Source organism: Joostella sp., assembly GCF_048266025.1.
Classification (GTDB): domain Bacteria; phylum Bacteroidota; class Bacteroidia; order Flavobacteriales; family Flavobacteriaceae; genus Galbibacter; species Galbibacter atrarenae.
In genome coordinates this window covers 418,847-443,974 of the sequence record NZ_JBLXAF010000001.1, presented here as the reverse complement: position 1 = coordinate 443,974, position 25,128 = coordinate 418,847, and the positions used below count along the sequence as shown (strand labels likewise).

Annotated in this window: 19 protein-coding genes; 10 read left to right on the top strand and 9 right to left on the bottom strand. The window is 34.4% G+C overall.

Annotation, left to right across the window (positions count from 1 at the left end):
* The first annotated feature begins 2 nt into the window (after window positions 1-2).
* From ACN0TY_RS01870 to ACN0TY_RS01850, 5 genes are all read left to right on the top strand, one after another.
* Window positions 3-1,679 (top strand): RagB/SusD family nutrient uptake outer membrane protein, encoded by a 1,677-nt coding sequence (locus tag ACN0TY_RS01870; protein ID WP_417443138.1) that lies wholly within the window; start codon window positions 3-5, stop codon window positions 1,677-1,679.
* Window positions 1,672-2,835: a putative glycoside hydrolase gene (locus tag ACN0TY_RS01865; protein ID WP_417443137.1), complete on the top strand. Its 1,164-nt coding sequence runs from the start codon at window positions 1,672-1,674 to the stop codon at window positions 2,833-2,835. Before ACN0TY_RS01870 ends, ACN0TY_RS01865 begins: the two co-directional genes overlap by 8 nt.
* Window positions 2,832-4,610: an alpha-L-fucosidase gene (locus tag ACN0TY_RS01860; RefSeq protein ID WP_417443136.1), complete on the top strand. Its 1,779-nt coding sequence runs from the start codon at window positions 2,832-2,834 to the stop codon at window positions 4,608-4,610. Before ACN0TY_RS01865 ends, ACN0TY_RS01860 begins: the two co-directional genes overlap by 4 nt.
* A gap of 17 nt (window positions 4,611-4,627) precedes the next feature.
* Entirely contained in the window at window positions 4,628-6,445 is a 1,818-nt protein-coding gene (locus tag ACN0TY_RS01855; RefSeq protein WP_417443135.1) for an arylsulfatase, read from the top strand.
* 221 nt (window positions 6,446-6,666) lie between these two features.
* Complete coding sequence (locus tag ACN0TY_RS01850) at window positions 6,667-8,454, top strand: T9SS type A sorting domain-containing protein (RefSeq protein WP_417443134.1); 1,788 nt, start codon at window positions 6,667-6,669, stop codon at window positions 8,452-8,454.
* 146 nt (window positions 8,455-8,600) lie between these two features.
* Here ACN0TY_RS01850 and ACN0TY_RS01845 read toward each other — a convergent pair whose 3' ends face one another.
* From ACN0TY_RS01845 to ACN0TY_RS01815, 7 genes are all read right to left on the bottom strand, one after another.
* Complete coding sequence (locus ACN0TY_RS01845) at window positions 8,601-9,428, bottom strand: 3-keto-disaccharide hydrolase (RefSeq protein ID WP_417443694.1); 828 nt, start codon at window positions 9,426-9,428, stop codon at window positions 8,601-8,603.
* A 2-nt stretch (window positions 9,429-9,430) separates the two neighbouring features.
* Entirely contained in the window at window positions 9,431-10,183 is a 753-nt protein-coding gene (locus tag ACN0TY_RS01840; RefSeq protein WP_417443133.1) for a 3-keto-disaccharide hydrolase, read from the bottom strand.
* Window positions 10,184-10,208: 25 nt separating this feature from the next.
* Window positions 10,209-11,261 (bottom strand): sugar phosphate isomerase/epimerase family protein, encoded by a 1,053-nt coding sequence (locus ACN0TY_RS01835; protein ID WP_236957370.1) that lies wholly within the window; start codon window positions 11,259-11,261, stop codon window positions 10,209-10,211.
* Between the two features lie 121 nt (window positions 11,262-11,382).
* The gene (locus ACN0TY_RS01830) at window positions 11,383-12,528 is read right to left on the bottom strand and encodes a Gfo/Idh/MocA family protein (protein ID WP_417443132.1); all 1,146 of its coding nucleotides are present in this window, start codon (window positions 12,526-12,528) and stop codon (window positions 11,383-11,385) included.
* A 107-nt stretch (window positions 12,529-12,635) separates the two neighbouring features.
* On the bottom strand, window positions 12,636-13,769 hold the full coding sequence (locus ACN0TY_RS01825; RefSeq protein ID WP_236957368.1) for a Gfo/Idh/MocA family protein: 1,134 nt from the start codon (window positions 13,767-13,769) through the stop codon (window positions 12,636-12,638).
* Between the two features lie 75 nt (window positions 13,770-13,844).
* Complete coding sequence (locus ACN0TY_RS01820) at window positions 13,845-15,074, bottom strand: nucleoside permease (RefSeq protein ID WP_417443131.1); 1,230 nt, start codon at window positions 15,072-15,074, stop codon at window positions 13,845-13,847.
* A gap of 82 nt (window positions 15,075-15,156) precedes the next feature.
* Complete coding sequence (locus ACN0TY_RS01815; protein ID WP_417443130.1) at window positions 15,157-16,182, bottom strand: sugar phosphate isomerase/epimerase family protein; 1,026 nt, start codon at window positions 16,180-16,182, stop codon at window positions 15,157-15,159.
* A gap of 142 nt (window positions 16,183-16,324) precedes the next feature.
* Between ACN0TY_RS01815 and ACN0TY_RS01810 the strand changes: the two genes are divergently transcribed.
* Both ACN0TY_RS01810 and ACN0TY_RS01805 read left to right on the top strand, forming a co-directional pair.
* A complete protein-coding gene (locus ACN0TY_RS01810; RefSeq protein WP_417443129.1) occupies window positions 16,325-18,040 on the top strand; it encodes a GMC oxidoreductase in 1,716 nt (571 codons plus the stop codon).
* A 10-nt stretch (window positions 18,041-18,050) separates the two neighbouring features.
* Window positions 18,051-18,698, top strand: coding sequence for a gluconate 2-dehydrogenase subunit 3 family protein (locus ACN0TY_RS01805; RefSeq protein WP_236957364.1), 648 nt, complete (start codon window positions 18,051-18,053; stop codon window positions 18,696-18,698).
* An 86-nt stretch (window positions 18,699-18,784) separates the two neighbouring features.
* Here ACN0TY_RS01805 and ACN0TY_RS01800 read toward each other — a convergent pair whose 3' ends face one another.
* Window positions 18,785-19,330, bottom strand: coding sequence for an alpha-ketoglutarate decarboxylase (locus ACN0TY_RS01800; protein WP_417443128.1), 546 nt, complete (start codon window positions 19,328-19,330; stop codon window positions 18,785-18,787).
* A 105-nt stretch (window positions 19,331-19,435) separates the two neighbouring features.
* On the opposite strand from ACN0TY_RS01800, the gene ACN0TY_RS01795 reads away from it, so the two are divergent.
* Both ACN0TY_RS01795 and odhB read left to right on the top strand, forming a co-directional pair.
* Window positions 19,436-22,249 (top strand): 2-oxoglutarate dehydrogenase E1 component, encoded by a 2,814-nt coding sequence (locus ACN0TY_RS01795; RefSeq protein WP_236957362.1) that lies wholly within the window; start codon window positions 19,436-19,438, stop codon window positions 22,247-22,249.
* A gap of 52 nt (window positions 22,250-22,301) precedes the next feature.
* Window positions 22,302-23,525 carry a 2-oxoglutarate dehydrogenase complex dihydrolipoyllysine-residue succinyltransferase gene (gene odhB / locus ACN0TY_RS01790; RefSeq protein ID WP_417443127.1) on the top strand — a complete coding sequence of 408 codons (1,224 nt, stop codon included), beginning with the start codon at window positions 22,302-22,304 and terminating at the stop codon, window positions 23,523-23,525.
* Between the two features lie 335 nt (window positions 23,526-23,860).
* On the opposite strand, the gene ACN0TY_RS01785 is transcribed toward odhB, so the two are convergent.
* On the bottom strand, window positions 23,861-24,301 hold the full coding sequence (locus tag ACN0TY_RS01785; protein ID WP_417443126.1) for a retropepsin-like aspartic protease family protein: 441 nt from the start codon (window positions 24,299-24,301) through the stop codon (window positions 23,861-23,863).
* 52 nt (window positions 24,302-24,353) lie between these two features.
* Here ACN0TY_RS01785 and ACN0TY_RS01780 point away from each other — a divergent pair, with 52 nt between their 5' ends.
* On the top strand, window positions 24,354-25,121 hold the full coding sequence (locus ACN0TY_RS01780) for a TatD family hydrolase (protein WP_417443125.1): 768 nt from the start codon (window positions 24,354-24,356) through the stop codon (window positions 25,119-25,121).
* The last annotated feature ends 7 nt before the right edge of the window (window positions 25,122-25,128 follow it).

Sequence of the window (25,128 nt, the reverse complement as noted above, 5' to 3'; positions counted from 1 at the left end):
TTATGAAAATACAAATAACAAAAGGATTAGTAATTGCTATATGTGTATTGATAAGTTCGTGTTCATTAGAAGAAAATCCACCTACGTTTATATCAAAGAGTAATTTTTTCAAAACAGAATCTGATGCGAGAACTGCAACAGATGGGATTTATAAGAGTTTAGCTGATGGAGGTGGGTTTTCGACTTACGGACGTTGGTGGCCAGCAGTAGATATTGGGACTGATGATGTTGCAAGTAAGACCAATAGAAATAATTTTAGAGATTTTATGACCCATACCTTGAATGGATCTCATATATGGTTAAATGATTGGGATCAGTATAATAATTTCTGGGAGGGTATAGCTAGAGCAAATACAGTAATAGACAATATCGGAGATATTGAAATGGAGGAAGTATTAAAGCAGCAGATGCTAGGTGAAGCCAGAGCGCTTAGAGCCTTGTTTTACTTTCATTTAGTAAGAGCTTATGGTGATGTTCCGATGATCGTGAAAGAGATTGAATCTAAAGATGATATAGTATTACCTCGTACTGATGTTGATGAAATTTATAATAATGTAATTATTCCTGACCTTCAGTTTGCTGAAGAGAATTGTGAAGATGCGTTACATAATGGTAGAATTACAAAATGGACAGCAAAGGTAATCCTTGCAGATGTCTACCAAACAAGGGCCGGATGGAGACGTACTTCTGCTGGAGAGTTTGTGCAAGGAGATGCTTCAAATTGGACTTTAGCTAGAGATAAAGCTAGGGAGATTTTAATGAATTCGCCTCATGAATTAATTACGGAAGATTTTGTAGACGGAGCATCCGTTGTGCCTGCATGTGGGGTAGCTTGGAACGAAAAAAATTCTTTTACTCAAGAATCTATGTTAGAGCTTTCTAGTGTAAATGTTGAAGGATTTGGTTCTTTCTTAACAAGAGAGTGTTTTCCTAACCCTAATGGAGTTAATTTCTTTGGAGCGGCTACAGGTGATATGCCTTTTACTGATGAAGGAATAGACTTAACTATTGCAGAAATGAAATTTCCAAATACACCAGGAGTAGGAATGTTCATTCCAACACCAGATTTATGGAGATCTTTTGAAGATGGTGATGAAAGAAGAGATTGGGGTTTATTAACAAGATATACAACACCAAATGGAGACACATTTTTGTTACAACCTACTTTTAGAAAATACATGGATATGGCCTTTGTTTTAGGTGAAGCAGGAACGAGTTTTAGAAATACTAATAATAACTTTTTAGTTTATAGATATGCAGATGCATTGCTAATATATGCAGAAGCTGCTAATGAAGCTGGAGCGGCAGATGCATTGGCATATAGTGCTGTAAATGAAATTAGAAATAGAGCAGGACTAGCAGATTTATCATCAAGTTTATCTCAGGATGATTTCAGAAAAGCAGTTTGGCAAGAAAGAAGAGCAGAGTTTCATGGTGAGTGTAAAAGACGTTTTGATCTAATTAGAACGAACAGATTGAAAACAGAAACTGATGATATTGAAACAGATTGGAGTTCTGAAGATTCAGATGGATATGGGGTTGATTTTAGAAACTCTCATATAGCATATGGAGTAGCTCCATGGCCTGATCATGAATGGTTGTTGCCTATTCCAACTTCTGAGGTTAATTTGAATCAAGAAAGTGGTTGGGTTCAAAATGCAGGATATTTGGATGAGTAATAAATTTCCCTTAAAACTGAGACTGATTTTCTTTACCATGTTACTATATAGTAGCATGGTAATTGGTCAGTTTAATGAAAAAAAGTATCCTGATTTTTCCTGGGATCAGATACAACTTTGTTTCCATTTTGGAAACAATAATCGCTTATTATCTGATGATGAAATAAGTTTCATAACTGATCATTCTAATATTATTTGTTTAGAAAAAGCACATGGTATAGGAGAGATGGGATATACGGAAAAAGGGATAGCTACAGATGCGTCACGTTTAAAATTAGCGAAGCCTGATATGAAAGTAATATTCTATTGGAATGCTTTTTTAGATTACAAGATGTATAAAGCGAGTAAAACATATAATCAACATCCAGAATGGTGGTTAAAAGATAAAAATGGAAATTTAGATTATAAAAGTAAAGATTTAAAGCGTTATGATTTATCTAATCCTGCAGTAAGAAAATGGTGGGTAGATATTGCATACAAAGGAGTTACAGATTATAACTGTGATGGTGTTTTTATGGATGCTTTCCCTCAAGTAAATGCTTCTGCTAATATAGATTTATGGGGGCAAGAAAAGTATGATGCAATAAATCAAGGACTTCATTATTTAGTGAAAGAAACTCGGGAGCGATTAGGGCAAGATAAATTGATACTGTTTAATGGAATAAGAACAACAGACGCAGGAACATTTGGAACTTCTTTTTATGAGCATGGAGATGCACCGATGATGGAGCATTTTGGAGTTATTAAAAGTGCTACTAAAGAAGCTATGTTGGCAGACATACAAGCAATGCAAGCTGCTGGTAAAAAAGGTAAGATGGTCATTTTTAAGGGCTGGCCTGGTGAAAAAGGTTTGTGGATTAATAAAGAGTTTATGGCACACTCAAAGGAAGAGAAAGAAGCTATAGCTAAAAGAGAAATAGTATTTCCTCTTGCCTGTTTTTTAATAGGAGCTCAAGAATATGCATATTTCTCTTATTCATGGGGTTATCAAGCAGAGCATGGATTTTTTATAGATTATCCAGAATATCATAAAAAATTAGGTAAACCGCTCTCAGATTATAAAAAAAATGGATGGGTTTTAACTAGAGATTTTGAGTATGCAAAAGTTTGGGTAAACCTCGAGAATAGAACTGCTAAAATAGATTGGAAAGAATGAAAGTATTAAGAAAAGTATTGTTTTTGTCATTTACATTAATGTATAGTCTTTCTTTTTCTCAGGAAAAAGAAAAAAGTATGGACAAAATGTGGGGAGACAATCAGACTAATAAAACAACAGTCGTATCTCCTTTATTTAAAGATGGAAATTATGCTATGTTTATTCATTGGGGATTGTATTCCAAATTGGGAGGCGTATGGAATGATAAAACCTACTACGGAATTAGTGAATGGCTAATGAATCCTAGAGTAGCAGATATCGCTCCTGAAGATTATATGAAAGAAGCGAAGACTTTTAATCCTGTTGATTTTAATGCAGAAGCTATTGTACAATTGGCTAAGGATGCAGGGATGAAATATATTATTGTAACTAGTAAGCACCATGATGGATTCGCAATGTACGATTCTAAAGCGAATGATTTTAATATTGTAGATGCTACACCTTTTGGTAGAGATCCTATGAAAGAGCTAGCTGAAGCCTGTAAAAAGGAAGGAATTGGATTTGGTTTTTATTACTCGCACAATCAAGATTGGACCTACCCGGGCGGAAATGGAGGACCTGAAACTACTCCAGAAGGAAAAGAGGTAGGGTTTGATTATTATTTTAAAACTAAATGCCTTCCACAGGTAGAAGAAATTACAACAGAATATGGTGATATCGCACTTGTTTGGTTTGATACTCCAGGAGATATGAAAAAAGAGTATGCAGATCAATTAGTAGATGTAGTTAGAAAAAATCAGCCAAAAGCGATGGTTTCAGGCCGTGTTGGACATGGTTTAGGGGATTATTTATCATTAGGGGACATGAATATTCCTAAAGAGAATATAGATGGTCTATGGGAAACAGTAGATGTTACCAACGATTCTTGGGGTTATGCTTGGTATGACAATAACTGGAAATCTCCAAAAAAGATTTTAGAAAACATTATAAGTACAGTAGCTAGAGGAGGGACATATATGTTAAATATAGGTCCAGATCCTACAGGAAATGTAAAAGAGCAGGCGGTTTTATCACTTAGAAAGTCAGGAGATTGGTTAAAAAAGTATCCTCAAGTAATTTATAATGCTGAGGCATCTCCATGGAATCATGAATTGCCATGGGGAGACGTAACGATTGCTAAAGATGGTTCAGTGAATTTATTAGTATATAACTGGCCTTCAAATGGGAAATTGGCATTACCTGGGTTGAAAAGTAAAATAAAAGATGCCACACTGCTTTTTGATGATAAGAGAGAGTCCATTTCCTTTAGTAAAAATAATGATTGGACAATTTTTAATTTGCCTTCAACTGCTCCTAGTAAACTTGTATCTGTTATTTCATTGAATCTCGATGGAGAAATTGAAGTAAACAAAACTATAGGGATAGATCCTACTACGGAAACAGATATTTCGGTAGCGTTTGCGGAAGCAGAAAATGCTACTATTGATGATATACGATGGATGGAGAAATTTGGAGAGTGGAAGCATATCACACATGCTACCGACTGGAAAGTAAATGATAGTAAATTAACTTTTGAAGTTGAGGTTCTTGAACCAGGATTCTATCAAACAGAATTAAATTACAAAGGAACAGGTCGTGTAGTGTGGAATATCGCTAATAGTGAAAGGTATATTGTTCAGAACGAACAAAGTGCTTCATCAGTATATACAACATATCCTTTTGGTTGGTTAAAGTTTGATAAACCAGGAAAACATACTATTACTATTAAGTTTGCTGAAGGGGATTCAGAAAAAATAAGTTTGAAAAAATTAATAATCACTCCTATAGATTTTTAGAATAAACCAACTTTTATATGAAATTTATCAACTATTTAGCGGTTATTACTTTTGTAGTAAGTTTTGGATGTAAGAAAGAACAAACTGCAGAAGTAAAAAAAGAAGTAACATCAGTAAAGCAACCCAATGTTATTATTGTAATGACAGATGATCAGGGATATGGTGATATTGGTGCACATGGAAATGAAATAATACAAACACCAAATATAGATCAACTTCATGAGGAATCTGTACACTTAACAAATTTTCATGTAGGAACTACGTGTGCACCTACGAGAGCAGGATTATTAACTGGAAAGTACTCTAATAGAACTGGTGTTTGGCATACTGTAGGAGGATACTCTTTACTTAGAGAGGAAGAAGAAACATTGGCAAATGTATTGAACGATGCTGGTTATCAAACAGCACTCTTTGGGAAATGGCATTTAGGAGACACATATCCATCTAGACCTATGGATAAAGGTTTTCAATATGCAGCATACCATGGTGGAGGTGGAATTGGGCAAACACCAGATATTTGGAAGAATGATTATTTTGATGACACTTATTTTGTTAATGGGAAACCGAAAAAATTTGAAGGGTATTGTACAGATGTTTGGTTTAATGAAGCAATGAGTTTTATCGAAAATAATAAAGAAAAGCCATTCTTTTGTTATTTGGCACTTAATGCGCCTCATTCACCCTTTAATGTCCCTCAAGAGTATTACGATTTGTATAAAGAAGCTCCAATTCCAGAAAGCATGAAGCGTTTTTATGGAATGATAACTAATGTAGACGATAATTTAAAGAGGCTTGAAGATCAGCTAGAACGTTTAAATATAGAGGATAACACTATTATTGTTTTTATGACAGATAATGGAACAAGTGCTGGATATACTGTAAAAAATGGGAAAGTGTATGGGTATAATGCTAATATGAGGGGAACAAAGGCAAGTGAGTATGAAGGAGGACATCGAGTACCATTTTTTATAAAATATCCAAATGGAAATATAAAAGGAGGAAAAGATGTAAATGAGCTTACTGCACATATAGATGTTTTACCAACAATTGCTAGTTTGTGTAATGTAGATATCTCTAAAAGGGATTTGGATGGAACGAATATTACAGGTTTGTTGAATGGAAATGAAAAGTCTTTGAGTCGAGATTACTTGATTACGGATACCCAACGGATACAAACACCCGAGAAGTGGAAGAATAGTTCAGTTATGTCAGGATCTTGGCGATTGGTAAACAGGGAAGAATTATATAACATAGCCGAAGATGCAGGACAAGAGCATGATATATCGGATAAATATCCAGAAAAGGTGGCTAAATTTCAAGAGTATTATGAAGAATGGTGGTCTAATATTTCATCATCATTTGATGATGTACCTGTAATAAAAGTTGGAACTGAAAATCAAAATCCAGTTGAGTTTACTTGCCACGATAGTCATGTTCATGATAGTCATATTGCTTGGAATCAAAATTTTATAAGAAAAGGAGAAAGAAATGCTTATGAAGGGTATTTTGAATTGGATGTTGCTGATGAGGGAACATATGAAATTGAAATTAGTAGATGGCCTTTAGATATAAAAAAACCAATCAATGCTGGGCTACAAGACGGAATTGAGGCGACACAAATTCGAGATGAAATTTTTAATGGAAAAGCTTTTAATTTTAAAAGTGGTGGAATTTCTTTAGGGGACTATTCAGAGAGAAAACCTATAGCTGATAATTCAATATCTATTAAATTTGAAAGAAGTTTAAATAAAGGGCGAATTAGATTTAATACTTGGTTTACAAATCTTGAGGGTAAAAATGTAGGAGCTTACTATATTAAAATCTCAAAAAAGTAGTCGATTTCAATTAACTTATAATACTTTCTATTGAAAATAAGTTGTTAAGCAAAAATTATATAGTATAAAGACTATATTGTATTGGAAGTGATTATTTTCTTAAGTTAAATTTACATTCATACACTGTAAATCAATATATTATGTATTTAAAGCAACCTAATTTATTTTTAAAACCTTCATTAGTAATCTTTCGTCTAATAATCTTCCTGACAGTTTTATTTTTGACACTACCATTAATTGCTCAGAATCAAAATGAAGAATTGGTGTCTGTCTTTCCAGATTTAGGGATGGATCAAATTGATGATAATGGATTTAATTTCACAAAACAATATTATAATAATCCTTCGAGTTGGTTTGTTGAGAAGAAGTTTTCTGAAAAAACAGTATTTCATGCAGAGTTAAAATATACATCAGAGTATCCTTCATTATCTTATTCTATGAGGATAGGAAAAGGAGGACAAATATACTCACTAAGAAATAGAGGGATAGGAGAAGCTATTCCTCCACAGCATAGAGACGGACCCCGTGAACCAAGCTATTTTGGTCAATATTATGCGCCATGGGTAGATGAAGTATGGCAATTAGTAACTGTAGATTTAAATCAAAAAAATAGTACTGGTCAAAAATGGTTTATTCATCAATCTGGAGTTTATCTTCATCAGCAGAATATACAGAAAAGGCCTTTTTTTTCACCATTACTAGCAGAATATTATGACGAAGCTAATCAAGCATATACTGTAGTTAATTGGGGGCAACAGGCTCATACTAAAGTCGCTCGGTTAAGAAATTTTACTTCAAACATACTGTATTATGCCAGATATAAAAATATTGGAGAAGGAATCATACAGGTTGATTATAAAATATACAATTTTGGAGATGATGAAATAACCTGGGCAAATGTACCATGGGGAGGAGCTCGTACAAGTAGATTAAAATATGCTTTTTTCTCTAAGCCAAATCATGGTAGGGCACGTTTTACTGCTGATTTTAAATTGGGGAGAAAAAGAATAGCTAGTAATACTGGTGGATGGGGAGCTTTCTCTAAAAGTGGAGAAAAAGGTCAAGGGCCAACGCTTGCTTTAGTAGTTGGGAATGATAATAATGGTAGGGATCAGGAAAATTTATGGAGATACGGGTTTACTGATAGAGATTATACCGCAATGACATATATAAGAAGACTCTCTGGTGAAGATGCTATTTCTTTTGGTGAATCTGCTAATTTTAGAATTTTCTTTGTTTTAGGATCATCATATAATAATGCTAGAAGTCGAATACTAGCTAAGAAGTTATTGGAGAAAACTGTAGATACTGTTGACAATTGGGAAAAGGAAGAAGCTGTAACTGTAAAATACGAATTTCATAAAAATGTAAATAATATTATTAGCTATCAAAAAGTTGAAGGAGATGATGGACTAGAGTTAAAGGCACAACCCTATAAAAACTCTTATCCCGTTTTCTTAGTGAGGAATAGAAATAATGTACAGAAAATAACAAGTGATCCATATTTCTTTTCTAAATTACCATATGATGGTAAATTGAGGAAAATGGAGTTGTTAGGTTTCAATGATCATAAAGTAGATGCAGATGTTGTATTCACTTCTGTTGAACGTGGTGAAAATATCACTTTCGGAGATGATCATACAGTTCATAATGTTCAGGAGGATTTTATTTACACTACTGAAAACATAGGAGATGACGGAGTGGCGAGTCTTGTTATTACAAATGTATCAGTTGTCGAATCTAGTAATAGAGTAGCAGAAAAGGAAAAACTTTCGTTTATTGTGTTTCCAAACCCAGCTGAATCAAATATTTCATTGAAATTTAACGATACAGTATATAATAATGAAAGTGTTGGCTTTTATGACATATCAGGTAATAATATTACAAGTAGTGTGAAGCTAATCAATAAAATAGAAGATGATTCTCTTTCATATGATATTTCTTTGTTGGGATCAGGAATTTATTTTATAAAGATAAATGATGATGTTGTTAAGTTTTTTAAACGATAACTCAGTGCTTATCTTAACTAATTGTTAATTAGTTTTTTGTGGATATTTAAAAATAAAGATCCTCGTAAATAAATCTACGAGGATCTTTACTTTAATAATAACATTTAAATCCATACAAGATGTTTTATCTTAAATATCTAATGGATTTACTTTAACTCTCTTACCCAGATATTTCTATAGCTCACACGGCTATTATCCCCATGATCTTGAAGACGGATAGGGCCTTTTCCATGTGCTTCATTTTTAGGCCATCCAATATAAGGGGTTGTTCCTTTTATCTCTGTATGATCTTGAATTAGCACATTATTATGTAATACGGTAATCGTAGCAGATTTTATTTTACCACCTTCTTCGTTGAATTCTGGCTCATGGTAAATAATGTCATAACTATTCCAATCTCCAGTAGGGGCAGATGCTTTTGCTAAGGGAACTCCTTGCTTATAGATAGAACCTACTTGACCGTTTGTGTAGGTGTCATTGTCATTATTGTCTAACACCTGAACTTCGTAAAGATTTTGAAGGAATACACCACTGTTCGCTCTATGTTGCCCCTCACCTTGTATGTCTGAAGGCGACTTCCATTCAATATGTAGTTGAATGCTTCCAAAGTTTTGTTTTGTTTGTATGTCTCCAGATTTATCTTTTACAGTCATACTACCATCTTTATTAATAGTCCATGCTGCTGCTGTACTATCTTTTGAACTGATCCAGTTGTCTAAATTTTCTCCATCAAAAAGAATAATGGCATCGCTTGGAGCACCACTTTTAGAAGTAGGATCTACTGTAGAAACAATAGGCTCATAGAACTCTGTTTCCTCAGGAGTAGTTGGTTCTTGTCCAGAATATTCTTCATAAGTAATTACTTCAGACTCTTCTTTTGTAACTGGAATTTCTCCTTTCTGTTCCTCTTCTTTAGGTGTATTACAAGAAGCTATAGCAGTAAGAACTAAAGCGCTTAAGATTATTTTTCTAATCATTATTTTAATTCTTTTATTTTAATATTTCTGTATGAAACGATGTTTCCATGGTTTTGAAGTCCAATTTTTCCAGTTTTGGAAACTCCAAAGCCATCCCAGCCTTTAAACTTGGAATTCGCTATCATTTCTTCCCATTTCTCACCATGTACTGGGAATTCTACGATTTTAGTTCCGTTTAAAGTTACAGAACCTTGATTTGTTTTATGGTTGATTGTTAATACGCAGTTGTTCCACTCTCCAGCTGGTTTTACTACGTTTTCACTTGGTGCAATCATATCATATAAAGCACCCGCTTGGTGTGTTTCTCCTGCTTTAGCATCTGGATGTCTTTCATTGTCTAATACCTGAATTTCAGGCCCCGTTTGGTATGGTTCTTTGTATTTTTCACCCTCTTGTACTCCCCAGAAAATACCACTGTTTCCTCCTTCAGAAATCTTCCAATCTAAAGAAAGTTCAAAATTAGTGTAATCATTATTAGTAACAATATTTCCTGCATTTTCTCCAGGTGTAAATACCATTGCACCATCTTTGATAGACCAAGTATCATTCACTTCACCACCATTGAACATATGCCAAGAATCGTAATTTTTTCCATCGAATAAAGAAACCCATTCTTCTTTGTTAGCATCAGATTCTTTAGTGACTTCTTCTTTTTGAGTAGCTACCGTATCAGAAGTAGCTTTTTCATTATTTTGTTGCTTGCAAGACATCATTGCGAGAGATGCCATAAATAAATAGTTAATAGTTTTCATTACGTTTTGTTTAAAATAGTTGTGTTTATATTCCTAATATTTTTTTTAGTTTAGCTTCATCGACATCACCACCAGCAAAATCATCAAAAACTTTTTCTGTAGCTTCTATAATGTGACTTTGAATAAATGGGGCTCCTTCTCTTGCACCTTGCTCAGGGCTTTTTATACAGCATTCCCATTCCATTACTGCCCAAACGTCACATCCGTATTGTGTAAGTTTAGAAAATATCTTTTTAAAATCTATTTGTCCGTCCCCTAAAGAGCGATATCTTCCAGCACGATCTCCCCAGTTATTATAACCTCCAAAAGCTCCTTTTTTTCCTGTAGGATTAAATTCGGAATCTTTTACATGGAATGCCTTTATAAACTCATGGTAGTGGTCTATGTATTCTATGTAATCTAACTGCTGAAGAACAAAGTGTGATGGATCATATAGTATGTTTACACGCTTATGCTTTCCAGTTGCTTCTAAGAAACGTTCAAAAGTGTCACCATCATGAATATCTTCCCCCGGATGCACTTCGTAACAAACATCTACTCCTTGTTCGTCAAATTCATTAAGAATAGGAAGCCAACGTTTAGCAAGCTCTTCAAATCCCATTTCTACTAATCCTGGTGGTCTTTGTGGCCATGGATGGAAGGTATGCCAAAGTAGCGATCCTGAAAATGTTGCATGAGCATTTAGCCCTAAATGATTACTTGCTTTTGCTGCTTTTTTCATTTGGTCTACAGCCCATTCTGTACGCGCCTTAGGATTGTTTTTAACATTATCAGGAGCGAAATTATCAAACATAATATCGTAGGCAGGATTTACAGCTACTAATTGTCCTTGTAAATGCGTGGAAAGTTCCGTGATTTCTAATCCATAAGAATTAATTTTTCCTTTTAAATCATCACAATAAGTTTTGCTTTCCGCGGCTTTATCAAGATCAATTAAGAATTTTTCTGTAGTAGGAATTTGAATTCCTTTATATCCTAAGTCTGCTGCCCATTTACAAATTCCATCTAATGAATTAAATGGAGCTTTACTATCTACAAACTGCGCTAGGAATACGGCAGGGCCTTTTATGGTTTTCATTTGTTGAAGTATTTAGTTGAATGTTATAAAATCGATTTAGTTAATGGATAAGCAATTTATCCAGAAAAAAGGTTGATAAAAAATTTAATGTATTAAAATTAGAAATTATCAACCATATAAGCTATTGTTTTAATTTAGTCCATGCTGAATTTTCTTGATCACTTTTTACTGCAGCATAAATAAATTGTACTCCTCTTACACCATCGCTAACAGATGGATAATCAGGTTTTTCTATAGGTTTATTTTCCAATACACTCATTAAGTGTGTCGCAAAGGCACGATAGATGTTCCCAAAAGCTTCTAAATAACCTTCAGGATGCCCTTTTGGGATTCTAGAGGTAGCTCTTACGCTATCATAAATATCAATTCCATCAGGAGTGAAGGTTTGTTGTGGCTTATCTATCCATTTTGCTATAAGTTTGGTGCTTTCTTCTTGGTTCCATTCAATGCTTCCTTTACTACCGTAAACTTTAACAATAAGTGCATTTTCTTCTCCTGTTGCAACTTGAGAAATAGACATAGTTCCTTTTGCTCCGCCTTCCATTCTTAGCAATAAATTCCCGTCGTTATCTAAAACACGGTCTTTTCCAATTCTCCCTAAATCTGCTGCTATTTCTACAATTTCTTGATTTGTAATATAAGAAACCAAGTTTTCTGCATGTGTTCCAATGTCTGCTAAAGAACCTCCAATTCCAGATTTTTTAGGGTCTGCTCGCCATGGTTTAATTTTGGCTTCCTTATTAATTTCTGCAGCCATCCATCCTTGTAGGTATTGTACCTGCACTTTTCTAATTTCTCCAAGATCTCCATTTGTTACCATAGCTCTGGCTTGTTTTACCATTGCGTTTCCGGTATAATTATGAGTCAAAGCAAATAGTAAACCAGATTCTTTTGCTAGTTTCTCTAGTATTTGTGCTTCTTGGATAGTAAGTGTCATAGGTTTGTCGCAAACCACATGAAATCCATTTTCTAGTGCCATTTTTGCGGGCTCAAAATGTAAGTGGTTTGGAGTGACAATGGTAACAAAATCCATACGTTCTCCTTCCGGAAGTTTCTTTTCTTCAAGAATCATTTCTTGGAAGCTTCCGTAACATTTTTCTTTAGGTAGGTATAGTGATTTTCCAGATTCGATAGTTTTTTCTAAAGTACTATTAAAAGCACCACAAACAAGTTCTATCATTCCATCTAATCCAGAGGCTTTACGGTGTACATCTCCCATAAAAGAGCCGATGCCTCCGCCAACCATTCCCATTCTAAGTTTTCTCATTTTGATTTTTTTAGATATAAATTATTCGTTAAATGATTTTTTTAATGAATAAGGCTGTGAGTAAAATACGCACAGCCTTAATATAACAATAGAATGTGTAGGAGTTTTTATACTTCTACCCAAACATTTCCTTGTTGATGAGAAGCTACTGCACGCTCAATAAAATTCATTCCTCGTACTCCATCCTTCATAGTAGGAAACTCTCCAGGATGGTATTTTTCTTTTCTGATGGCTTTAGCAACACCTTTATAGATATTCCCCATAGAATCGAAAATCCCTTCTGGGTGACCTGGAGGCAATTTTGTTCCATCTAAAGAGAATTCACTGTTGTAAGCGTGTCCTGGTTTTAAAACTCTTAATGGCTCATCATCAGTTAGGTGGTATAGGTAATTTGGGTTTTCTTGTTCCCATTTTAAACCTCCTTTTTCACCATATATATTTACAGTAAAGTTGTTTTCTTCACCAGTAGCAATCTGACTAGTTCTAAGAACTCCTTTTACGTTTTCCGCTAAGCGAAGTAAAATGGTTCCGTCGATATCCATTTTGTTATCTGCATATAAATAATTGAGATCTGCCAGAATGGTTTTCACTTCCATTCCTGTTACATATTCAATCATATCGAAACCATGCGTACCAATATCTCCAACACAACAGCTAATTCCAGATTTCTCAGGATTTAAACGCCATGTATTTGCTCTTTTTTCTTTATCATGAATGATTGAATTAATCCATCCTTGATAATATTGAACGTCTACTTTTTGAACTTTACCGATAATACCAGAGGCGATCATTTCTTTCATTTGACGCACCATCGGGTAACCAGTATATGTATAAGTTACAGCAAAAATAGTATTCGCTTTTTCTAATGTTTCTTGAAGAATTTTAGCCTCTTCAAAAGTGGTAGTCATTGGTTTCTCACAAATAACATTAAATCCAGATTCTAATAGCTTTTTTGCCATCGGAAAATGTAAAAAGTTTGGTGTAAGAATAGAAACTACTTGGATGCGCTCTTCTTCTGGAAGTTTCAATTCTCCTTCAATTAAGGCATCAAAATCTTTATAAATTCTATTTGTTGGAATTCCAATTTGTTCGGCAAATCCTATATTTTCATCGTAATTCGGATTAAAAACACCACCAACTAATTGATAGCTATCATACATTGAAGAAGCGATACGGTGAAGCACACCGATAAGTGAATCGCCTCCACCTCCTAAAATTCCTAATCTTATTTTTTTACTCATTTTTAATTTTTTCAATAGGTTGTAATATAGTTTTCTATTCAGAAAAGAACATATAAAAAAATGTTATAAATCTTTTTACTGTTCTTTATATTCTATTTTTTCGTCTTTAAAGAAAATAGCAAATAAAATGGCTACTGCAAATGCAAAACCAGCTGGGAAAATCCAGATGCTATACCAGTCGTGAGTTCCTTCAGCAATTAAGAATTTATCTGAAATCATTCCTGCAATTTCAAAACCGATTAACATTCCGATACCATATGTAGCTAAAGTAATAAGGCCTTGAGCAGCACTTTTGTTTTTAGCACCAGCCTTAGAGTCAGTATATATTTGTCCAGATACAAAGAAGAAGTCATAACACAATCCGTGTAGAGCAATTCCGAGGATTAACATAAATACTAATTCTCCAGAGTCTCCATATGCAAATAATAAATAACGGATAGTCCATGCAAGCATACCTGCTAAGATTGTTTTTTTGAATCCGAATTTTTTAAAGAAAAATGGAAGTAACAACATAAATAATACTTCTGACATTTGTCCGAAAGACATTTTGAAGGTTGAGTTTTTAACTTCGATTTCTGTTAAAAATGGACTAGCATTTTGGTAATAAAATGCTAATGGAATGCAGATAAGTACCGATGAAATAAAGAATAACAGAAAGTTTCTATCTTTTAAAAGTTTAAGGGCATCCAAGCCTAAGATTTCAGAAACATTTGCCTTTTTACTTCTGTCTGCTGTTGGTGGCGTTTTAGGAAGTGTAAAACTGAATATTCCTAGTAAAGCTGAAGCTCCTGCTACCATTAAAAAAGTGTTTTTAAGCATCCCTTGAGCAATATTCTCTGTAGAATCCCAAGCTAAGAAACTAATAACACTTCCAGCTACAATCCAACCGATAGTCCCAAAAACTCTAACGAAAGAGAATTGTTTTCCTGGGTCGGTCATTTGGTTAAAGGAAATAGAGTTTACAAGTGCTAATGTTGGCATATAGGCAATCATATATGCTAGTACAAACGGATAAAATGTTCCAAAATCTGTACTTTGATACATTAAATACATAAGTACAGCTCCTATGATGTGTAGTATTCCCAGTATTTTTTCAGCATTAAAGTAGCGGTCTGCAATAAGTCCGATTATAAAAGGAGCAATGATTGCACCCCAAGATTGAGTAGAAAAAGCCATGGCAGATTGTGCCCCAGTAGCTTCTAAGTTATTGCCAAGAAAAGTTCCTAGCGTTACAAACCAGCCTCCCCATATGAAGAATTCTAAGAACATCATAAAGGATAGCTGAAATTGAGTTTTTTTGTTCATGTTAGCTTGCGTTTAAATAGTTATAGTTAGTAATTATTAGTAATCCCAATGCTTGCATATTGAGATTGTATTTTAAATTTAATTATGCTTCTGTGGAAACCGAAGTGTCGCTTAGTTTTTTTGCAACCTTCAGTAAAAGTGCTTTTGAGGCAATGATTCCCTTCTCTTCGGATAGCGTGTCGCCTTCATATTCTACACCGACAAAACCTTTGAATCCTGCATCTTTAATGATTTTCATCATTCGATAGAAATCGATAGTTGTTTCGTCTCCATTTTCATCAAAGTTAAAAGTTTTTGCACTAATTCCTTTTGCAAATGGCATTAATTCTTCCACTCCTTTATAGATGTCATATTGATCAATACATGGAGCGTCCCATAATTTATCATCTTCTCTTCTTACACAGAAGTTTCCGAAATCAGGAAGTGTACCGCAGTTATCTCTATTTACGGTTTTCATGACTTCTGCCATTAAAGCACCGTTAGAAGAAAGAGCTCCGTGATTTTCAACAATAACATTTACATTTTTTTCTGATGCATATTCAGAAAGCTCATTTAAAGAAGCTACAGATTTTTCTTTCCAAATTTTTTCATCATTCGAACCAAATAAATTAATTCGCATAGAATGACATTCTAAAATAGCGGTAGCATCAATCCATATTTTATGATTTTCAACAGCTTGCTTTCTTAACTTTTCATCAGCTGTAGAAAGGAGGTTTTCTTCTCCTTGAAGATCTACCATCATAATTTGATTTAGCATCCCTTCTTTATCACTTATTTTTTTTAAGTCTTCGGCTAAAGAGATAATAGCTTTGTTATTATTTCCACGTTTTTCGATTTCTTTGTTATAAAGTTGGTTCACATATTCTAAACCTTCAAAACCTAATTCTTTAGCTTTTTTTGCAAAATCCATCGGATTTAACTTTTCTTCTCGAATCATTTTATGAAGAGACCACTGTGCTAACGATAGCTTAAAAAAAGGTTCGAAAACTGGAGTATTTTGTTTCAATTCTTTCTTTTCGGAGGAAGTTTCTTTACAGGCGTACATGCCTAAAAATGAGATGGCTAGTCCTGCTTTGCTTGAATTTGTTATAAACTTTCTTCTCTCCATATTCGTATTTATTTGTGTGAATAATTATTAAATCAATAATGTTAATGTTGTTAAAATGCTTTATTGATAATTAAAATATTCGTCTAATGTAAAAAATTAATTTTTATATTTGAAGAACTACTATTGTAAACAAGCTAAAATAATGAGTACATTTTATTACAATTCCCCACAAGAAGAGTACGATGCTATTGTTGTCGGAACTGGAGTTTCTGGTGGATGGGCAGCAAAAGAACTTTGCGAAAATGGATTAAAAACATTGGTTTTGGAACGAGGCCGTATGGTAAAACATGTGGAAGATTATCCAACTGCTAATTTAGATTCGTGGGATATGCCAAATGGAGGTGCAGCTTCCAGAGAAACTAAAGAAAGAAAATTTAAACAAAACAGAACTGGTTATACCGTAGGTGGAGCTAGTGAACACTTTTTTGTTGATGACATTAAACATCCATACAATGAAGACCGCCGCTTCGATTGGATGCGTGGATATCATGTAGGAGGACGTTCTCTTATGTGGGGTAGACAGAGTTACCGTATGGGAGATATCGATTTTGAAGCAAACCTTAAAGATGGGATTGCCGTAGATTGGCCAATACGTTACGATGAAATAAAACCATGGTACGATAAAGTTGAAGAGTTTATTGGGGTAAGTGGAACAAATTTAGGATTGGATATCCTTCCTGATGGAAAGTTTTTACCTCCAATGGATTTAAACTGTGTGGAAGATCACTTTAAAGATTCTATTGAAGAGAAGTTCGGAGATCGTAAAATCACTATCGGCCGTGTAGCTCATATTACAAAAGGAACAAAAGAAGGAGACGGGAGAGGTCCTTGTCAATATAGAAATAGATGTATTAGAGGATGTCCTTTTGGGGCTTACTTTAGCAGTAACTCATCTACATTGCCAACTGCAGAAGCAACAGGAAATATGACGCTTCGTCCAAATTCTATTGTACATGAAGTAATGTATGATGCTGAAACTGGAAAAGCAACAGGAGTACGTGTTATAGATGCGGAAACTAAAGAGACAATGGAGTTTAAAGCAAAAGTAATTTTCTTATGTGCTTCTGCTGTTGCCTCTGCATCAATCTTAATGCAATCTAAATCAGATAGATTCCCTGATGGAATGGGGAATGATAGTGGCGAATTAGGACATAACTTAATGGATCACCACTTTAGAGTAGGTGCTAGCGGTAAGTTTGATGGATTCCATGATAAATATTATAAAGGAAGAAGACCTAACGGAGTTTACATACCACGTTTTAGAAACTTAGGAGGTTCTACCGATCAAAAAGATTTTATAAGAGGATACGGGTATCAAGGAGGAGCAAGTAGAGGAGATTGGTCTGAATCTATCCGTGAGCTTTCTTATGGTAAAGATCTTAAAAAGGCTTTATTAGAACCAGGTGGATGGACTATGGGAATGACAGCTTTTGGAGAAACACTTCCAGAGCATAGTAACCGTATGTATCATAATTATGATATCCTTGATGAGTGGGGATTGCCAACAGTAACTTTTGATGCTGATTTTGGTAAAAATGAACTAGCAATGCGTGTAGATATGAAAAATCAAGCTGCAGAGATGTTAGAAGCTGCTGGGTTTAAAGATGTTTCAACTTACGATGATATTGGAGGTATGGGATTAGGAATTCATGAAATGGGAACTGCTCGTATGGGTAGAGATCCTAAAACTTCTGTACTTAATAAATACAATCAAGTACATGCGGTGCCAAATGTATACGTAACCGATGGAGCTTTTATGACCTCTTCTGCATGTCATAATCCATCTTTAGGATATATGGCATTCACGGCGAGAGCTGCTAATCATGCAGTAGAAGAACTTAAAAAAATGAATTTGTAATAAACATATCATGGATAGAAGAAAAGCACTTAGAAATATAGGTTTAACAGCCGGTTTTGTGGTAGCAACACCTACACTTTTGAGTATGTTGCAAAGCTGTACTGCAGATAAAGCAACTTGGGTACCTGAGTTTTTTACTGCTGAAGAAGGAGTTGCGCTTACAAATATTGTAGATATTATAATTCCTGAAACAGATACTCCATCTGCATCACAAGTTAATGTACCTCAGTTTTTAGATAAGTATGTTAATGAGGTGGAGACATTAGAGACTCAAAAAAAATACCGCAAAAGAATGGCTGGTTTAGTGAGTCAGCTAAAAGAGAAGTACAATGAAGATTTAAGTGATATAACTCCAGAACAATATGAGGAGATTGTTGCTGAAAATCTTAAAGTATCAGAAGATAAAAGGAAAGATTTAAACAAACGTATCAGTATTGAAGGTAATGAAGTTGAAATCGGAACTACAGAAAATAAAGTAGAAGACAATGAAGCGCTTGCTTTCGGAATGATAAACGACCTTCGTTGGACTACTATCAATGCATATAAAAACAGTCAGAAAATAGGTGAAGAAGTGTTAGCTTACGATCCTGTTCCTGGAGTTTATAATGGATGTATGACAGTAGAAGAAGCTACTAAAGGTAAAGCCTGGTCTTTATAGACTCAGGATTTAGTTAAATTTTGCAATAAAAAACCTCTTCATTATTTTTATATGAAGAGGTTTTTTTATTTGTATAAGTTTATTTATCAGAAGTAAATTCTAATGAATGGCATAAATGGTGTTCCATAAATACTTTTGTCATCATCGTATAAAACATCATAACGTACCCCCATGGTTACATGTCCAGTATTAAAACCAACTCCAAGATGGAGTGCTGGATACCAGTATTCGTCTTTATAATCTGGAATGTTGCCGCCGTAATCAAATTTTCTATTTACATGGAGTTCTTCGAATTCTGCAGAAAGTTGAATCTCTCTGATTGGGTTGTAATATCCTAAGACACTTGCTCCAAATACGGTGGCGGTATAATTATGGTCATCGCTGTATGTGAAATTTAAACCTACACCTGTTGCAAACTTATCATTTACTCTGTAAATAGCACTTGGAGTAATGGAACCGCTAAAAAAGTCACTTCCAAACCCTAATCCTATTCCACCTCCAAAGCTAACATTGTCCCAAAAATGTGGACTTCTATAATTTTGAGTCATTTGAGCAGAGGCAAAATGAGTAATTCCTAACATTATAAAGAATAAGGTGTATTTTTTGAAACAGGTATTGTTATAAATATGCATATTGGTAATTTTTATCTTATAAATATATTAAAACATTGTATCAATTTTCTCAAATATTGTACTTTTGTATAAATTTTGTCTAATTAGAGACATTGAAAAGAAAACATGGATAAATATTCCTTTTTAAATGCGGCAAATACCGCTTTTTTTGCGGATTTATACGATCAATACTTAATTAATCCGGATAGTGTAGAACCAAGTTGGAGAGCTTTCTTTCAAGGTTTTGATTTCGGAATAGAAAGTTCAGATTCAGAAGGCGGAGAAGCCATTTCAGAAAATGATACTGTTTCAGTCAAAAATCCTAGTACAGGAGAAAAGATTGATATTCCTCAAGATGTATATAAAGAATTTCAAGTTGTACGTCTTATAGATGGTTATCGAAGCAGAGGGCATTTGTTTACCAAAACAAATCCTGTAAGAGAACGCCGAAAGTATTCCCCTACATTAGCAATCGATAATTTTGGATTAGAAAAATCAGATTTAAATACCGTTTTCAATGCTGGAGATATTCTAGGAATTGGAGCATCTACATTGCAGGAAATTATAGATCATTTAGAGTCTATTTACTGTGATGCAATCGGGATTGAATATATGTACATTCGTAATCCAGAGCGTAAGCAATGGATTCAAGAGTGGTTGAATGTTAATGACAACCATCCTAAATTTGATGATGATTCTAAAAAGAATATTCTTCGTAAATTAAATGAGGCTATTTCTTTTGAGAATTTTTTACATACTAAATATGTAGGTCAAAAGCGTTTCTCTTTAGAGGGAAATGAATCATTAATTCCTGCCTTAGATGCATTAGTAGAAAAGGCTGCGGATATGGGCGTTCAACAGTTTGTGATGGGAATGGCTCACCGTGGTAGGTTGAATGTATTGACAAATATATTTGGAAAGTCAGCAAAAGATATATTTAGTGAATTTGATGGTAAAGATTATGAGCTAGATATTTTTGATGGAGATGTTAAATACCACTTAGGTTGGACGAGTGATCGAAAAACAAATAGCGGGAAGAAAATAAACATGAATATCGCTCCAAACCCTTCTCATTTAGAAACTGTGGGAGCAGTTGTAGAAGGAATTACAAGAGCAAAACAAGATACACATTATCAAGACGATTTCTCTAAGGTTTTACCAATTGTAGTTCATGGAGATGCAGCAATTGCTGGGCAGGGACTTGCTTATGAGTTGGTGCAAATGGCGCTATTAGATGGTTATAAAACTGGAGGTACGATACATATTGTAGTTAATAATCAGATAGGATTTACTACAAATTATTTAGATGGAAGGTCGTCAACTTATTGTACTGATGTAGGAAAAGTAACCCTTTCGCCAGTACTTCATGTAAATGCAGATGATGCAGAGGCTGTTGTTCATGCAGTGAATTTTGCTTTAGATTACCGTATGAAATTCGGAAGAGATGTTTTTATAGATCTTCTTGGATATAGAAAGTATGGTCATAATGAAGGAGATGAGCCTAGGTTTACACAGCCTAAATTATATAAGGCAATTTCTCAGCATGATAATCCTCGTAATATCTATGCTGATAAATTAAAGAAAGAAGGCGTTATAGACGATTCTTATGTTAAGAAATTAGAGGATGATTATAAGGCTTCTTTAGAAGAAGAGCTTGAAGATTCTCGTAAGGAAGATAAAACCGTGATTACTCCATTTATGGAAGATGAGTGGAAAGGTTTTAATCCTTGCTTGGAAGATAGAATGATGGAGTCTATAGATACTAGTTATCCAAAAGATAAATTGACTCAGATTGCAGAGAAGATAACAAACCTTCCGAAGGATAAAAAATTCATGCGTAAAATTGAGAAGCTGATAAAAGAGCGTAATAAAATGTTCTTTGATACAGATAAGCTTGATTGGGCAATGGGAGAGTTATTAGCATATGGAACTCTTTTAGAAGAAGGTTTTAATGTGCGTATGTCTGGGCAAGATGTAGAAAGAGGTACTTTTTCTCACCGTCATGCAGTAATAAAAGTAGAAGAGTCTGAAGAGGAAATAGTATTACTAAATGAGTTAAAAGACAATCAAAATGGACATTTTGATGTTTACAATTCACTTCTTTCAGAATATGGGGTAGTTGGATTTGATTATGGTTATGCCATGGCGAGTCCAAATACTTTAACAATATGGGAGGCTCAGTTTGGAGATTTTAGTAATGGTGCTCAGATAATGATCGACCAATATATTTCTGCTGCTGAAGATAAATGGAAAATCCAAAATGGATTAGTAATGTTGCTTCCTCATGGTTATGAAGGTCAGGGAGCGGAGCATTCTTCTGCAAGAATGGAACGTTACTTACAGTTGTGTGCAAAAGACAATATGTTTGTTGTTGATGTTACTACACCTGCCAATTTATTTCACCTATTAAGAAAGCAGATGAAGGCTGATTATAGAAAACCTTTAATCGTCTTTACTCCTAAAAGTTTATTGAGACATCCTAAAGTGGTTTCTTCAGTAGATGAATTTGTAAATGGAAGCTTCCAAACCGTTATTGATGACGCTGAAGCCGAAGTTAAAAAAGTAAAAACTTTAGTATTCTGTACAGGTAAATTCTATTATGATTTATTAGATGCTAAAGAAAAAGAAAGTAGAGATGATGTGGCTTTAGTAAGGCTAGAGCAATTATTTCCATTGCCATCTACAGAAATGCGTAAGATAATGGATAAATATAGTAATGCAGAGGAAGTGGTTTGGGCGCAAGAAGAGCCAAGAAACATGGGTGCTTGGAGTCATTTATTATTACATTTTGAAGAGGCTAGAACTTTTAGAGTAGCTTCAAGACGTTTCTATGCCGCTCCAGCAGCAGGTAGTGCAACACGTTCTAAGCGTAGACATCAGCAAGTAATTGAATATGTTTTTGATAAATCCAAAGACAATATGCAACGTAAAGCTAAATAAGAGTATATTTATAATAACAAGACAATAAAATATAAAACTAAATAGAAGAATAATGGTTTTAGAAATGAAAGTTCCCTCTCCTGGGGAATCGATAACAGAAGTAGAGATCGCAGAATGGTTGGTTGAAGATGGAGATTATGTTGAAAAAGATCAAGCAATTGCTGAAGTAGATTCTGACAAGGCTACTTTAGAATTGCCAGCGGAAGCTAGTGGGATTATTACACTAAAAGCGGAAGAAGGGGATGCAGTAGCTGTAGGAGCAATTGTATGCTTAATAGATACTTCTGCTGAAAAACCTGCTGGAGGAGATGATGCTCCAAAAGAAGAAAAAGTAGCTAAAGAAGAACCTAAAAAAGAAGCAGCTCCAGCTGAAAAAGCACCGGAGAAAAAAGAAACATATGCAACTGGTACTGCAAGTCCAGCTGCAAAAAAAGTACTTGCTGAAAAAGGAGTAGATACTAAAGAAGTTAAAGGTACAGGTAAAGACGGACGTATAACTAAAGACGATGCTGTAAAAGCAACGCCTTCTATGGGAACTCCAAGTACTGGAAGTCGTGGTACTGAGCGTAAAAAATTATCAATGTTGAGACGTAAAGTAGCAGAGCGTTTAGTTTCTGTGAAAAACGAAACAGCAATGCTAACTACTTTCAACGAGGTGGATATGAATCCTATCTTCGAATTGCGTAAGCAGTATAAAGAAGAATTTAAATCTAAGCACGGAGTAGGACTTGGGTTTATGAGTTTCTTTACATTGGCAGTAGTACGTGCATTAAAAATGTATCCTTCTGTTAATTCAATGATTGACGGTAAGGAAATGATAAGCTACGATTTCTGTGATATTAGTATCGCAGTATCTGGACCAAAAGGATTAATGGTTCCTGTAATTAGAAATGCAGAGAACTTAAGTTTTAGAGGTGTAGAAGCTGAGGTGAAAAGATTAGCGATCAGAGCTCGTGAAGGTGAAATTACAGTAGATGAAATGACTGGTGGAACTTTTACAATAACCAACGGAGGAGTTTTTGGTTCTATGTTATCAACACCAATAATCAATCCGCCACAAAGTGCTATTCTTGGAATGCATAATATTGTAGAGCGTCCAATCGCTAGAGATGGAGCTATTGCAATTGCGCCAATAATGTATGTTGCATTGTCTTATGACCACCGTATTATTGATGGTAAAGAGTCTGTTGGATTCTTAGTAGCAATAAAAGAAGCTTTAGAAAGTCCTGAAGAGTTATTGATGGATGGAAATGTTAAGAAGGCTTTAGAGTTATAGTATTTTAAAAATAACTTATAAAATAGGAAACGCCCGAACTGAAATTTAGTTCGGGCGTTTTTTTGGTTTTGGTTGGCTAATATATGTATAGGATTATTAAATAGATAAAACCAAAAATATATTCAGAAGAAATGTAATCATTGCAAGAGCAATAATTATAACCGCTAAATGAATGTCGTTTGAGTTTTTGCTAATTTGGTAGTTAATGTCTGTCTTCATGGCCCCGATTGTTGATTTGTGTAAATGTCTATATAATACAGTGTCAAATCAACAGGAAATTCCCCCTTTTTAAAGAGGGTAACTTACAGGAAAATTAGTTAAATGGATTAGGATATTTAAGGTTTTAAATAAAGCGTCTTTTTATTGTAGTCGATCACAGCCTTAGCTCTTTTAAGAACATCAGCTCCAATAATGCCGTGAACAGGAAGTGAGTTATGAACTGTAAGAGCAGAATTTACATGGGTAAGATCAAAAAGAACAATTTTAAGCTTTTTCCGTTTCCAGCTTTCAATCTCTAAAACATTCTTTTTAGAAACTTGTGTTAGCATATTAGTGGCACCAGCACCAGCAGCTTTAACTTCAGAGTCTTCTGTTTTCAGGTTAAAATGTTCAATACAGTCAAAGCCAATACAGGTGTTTGACGCTCCTGTATCTAGGATAAACCTTCCAGTAACACCGTTAATTTTAGCTACAACTTCAAAATGATTTGTTTTAGTGAGTGTTAGCGGGGTTTTAATATATCCCTTCTGTAATAAGAATTTTTTTAGGCTTTGCATTATCTCTTTAGTTTTATGCAAATATAGCCGTTTAAACTATTATTTTTGCAGCATGATTTTTACAGATACACATACACATTTATATAGTGAGGCTTTTGATGATGATCGTGATGAGATGATTAAAAGAGCGATGGATGCAGGAATAGAACGTTTTTTTGTGCCTGCAATAGATTCTACATATACAGAAGCGATGTTAAAGTTAGAGGCTAGCTATCCTGAAAATGTTTTTTTAATGACAGGATTGCATCCAACTCATGTAAAAGATAATTATAAAGAGGAGTTAGCTCATATTGAAGAGTTGCTGGCGAAAAGAAGTTTTTATGCTATTGGAGAAATAGGAATAGATCTTTATTGGGATAAAACTTTTTTAAGAGAACAGCAAGCAGCTTTTAAGCATCAAATTCAGTTGGCGAAAAAATATAAACTTCCTATAGTTATTCATTGTCGAGATGCTTTTGATGAGGTTTTTGAAGTTTTGGAAAGTGAAAAGGGAGATAATCTTTATGGTATTTTTCATTGTTTTACGGGAACATTAGAGCAGGCAAAACAAGCAGTTTCTTATAATATGAAACTTGGTATTGGCGGTGTGGTAACATTTAAAAATGGAAAAATAGATACTTTTTTAAATGAAATTCCTCTTTCAGAAATAGTTTTAGAAACCGATGCGCCTTATTTAGCGCCTACTCCATATAGAGGGAAACGAAATGAAAGTTCTTATTTAACACAAGTAGCTGGAAAATTAGTAGATGTTTACGGTAGTTCTTTGGAAGAAATCGTAACAACTACGACTAATAACTCTAAAGAAGTATTTGGAGTTTAACAAGCTT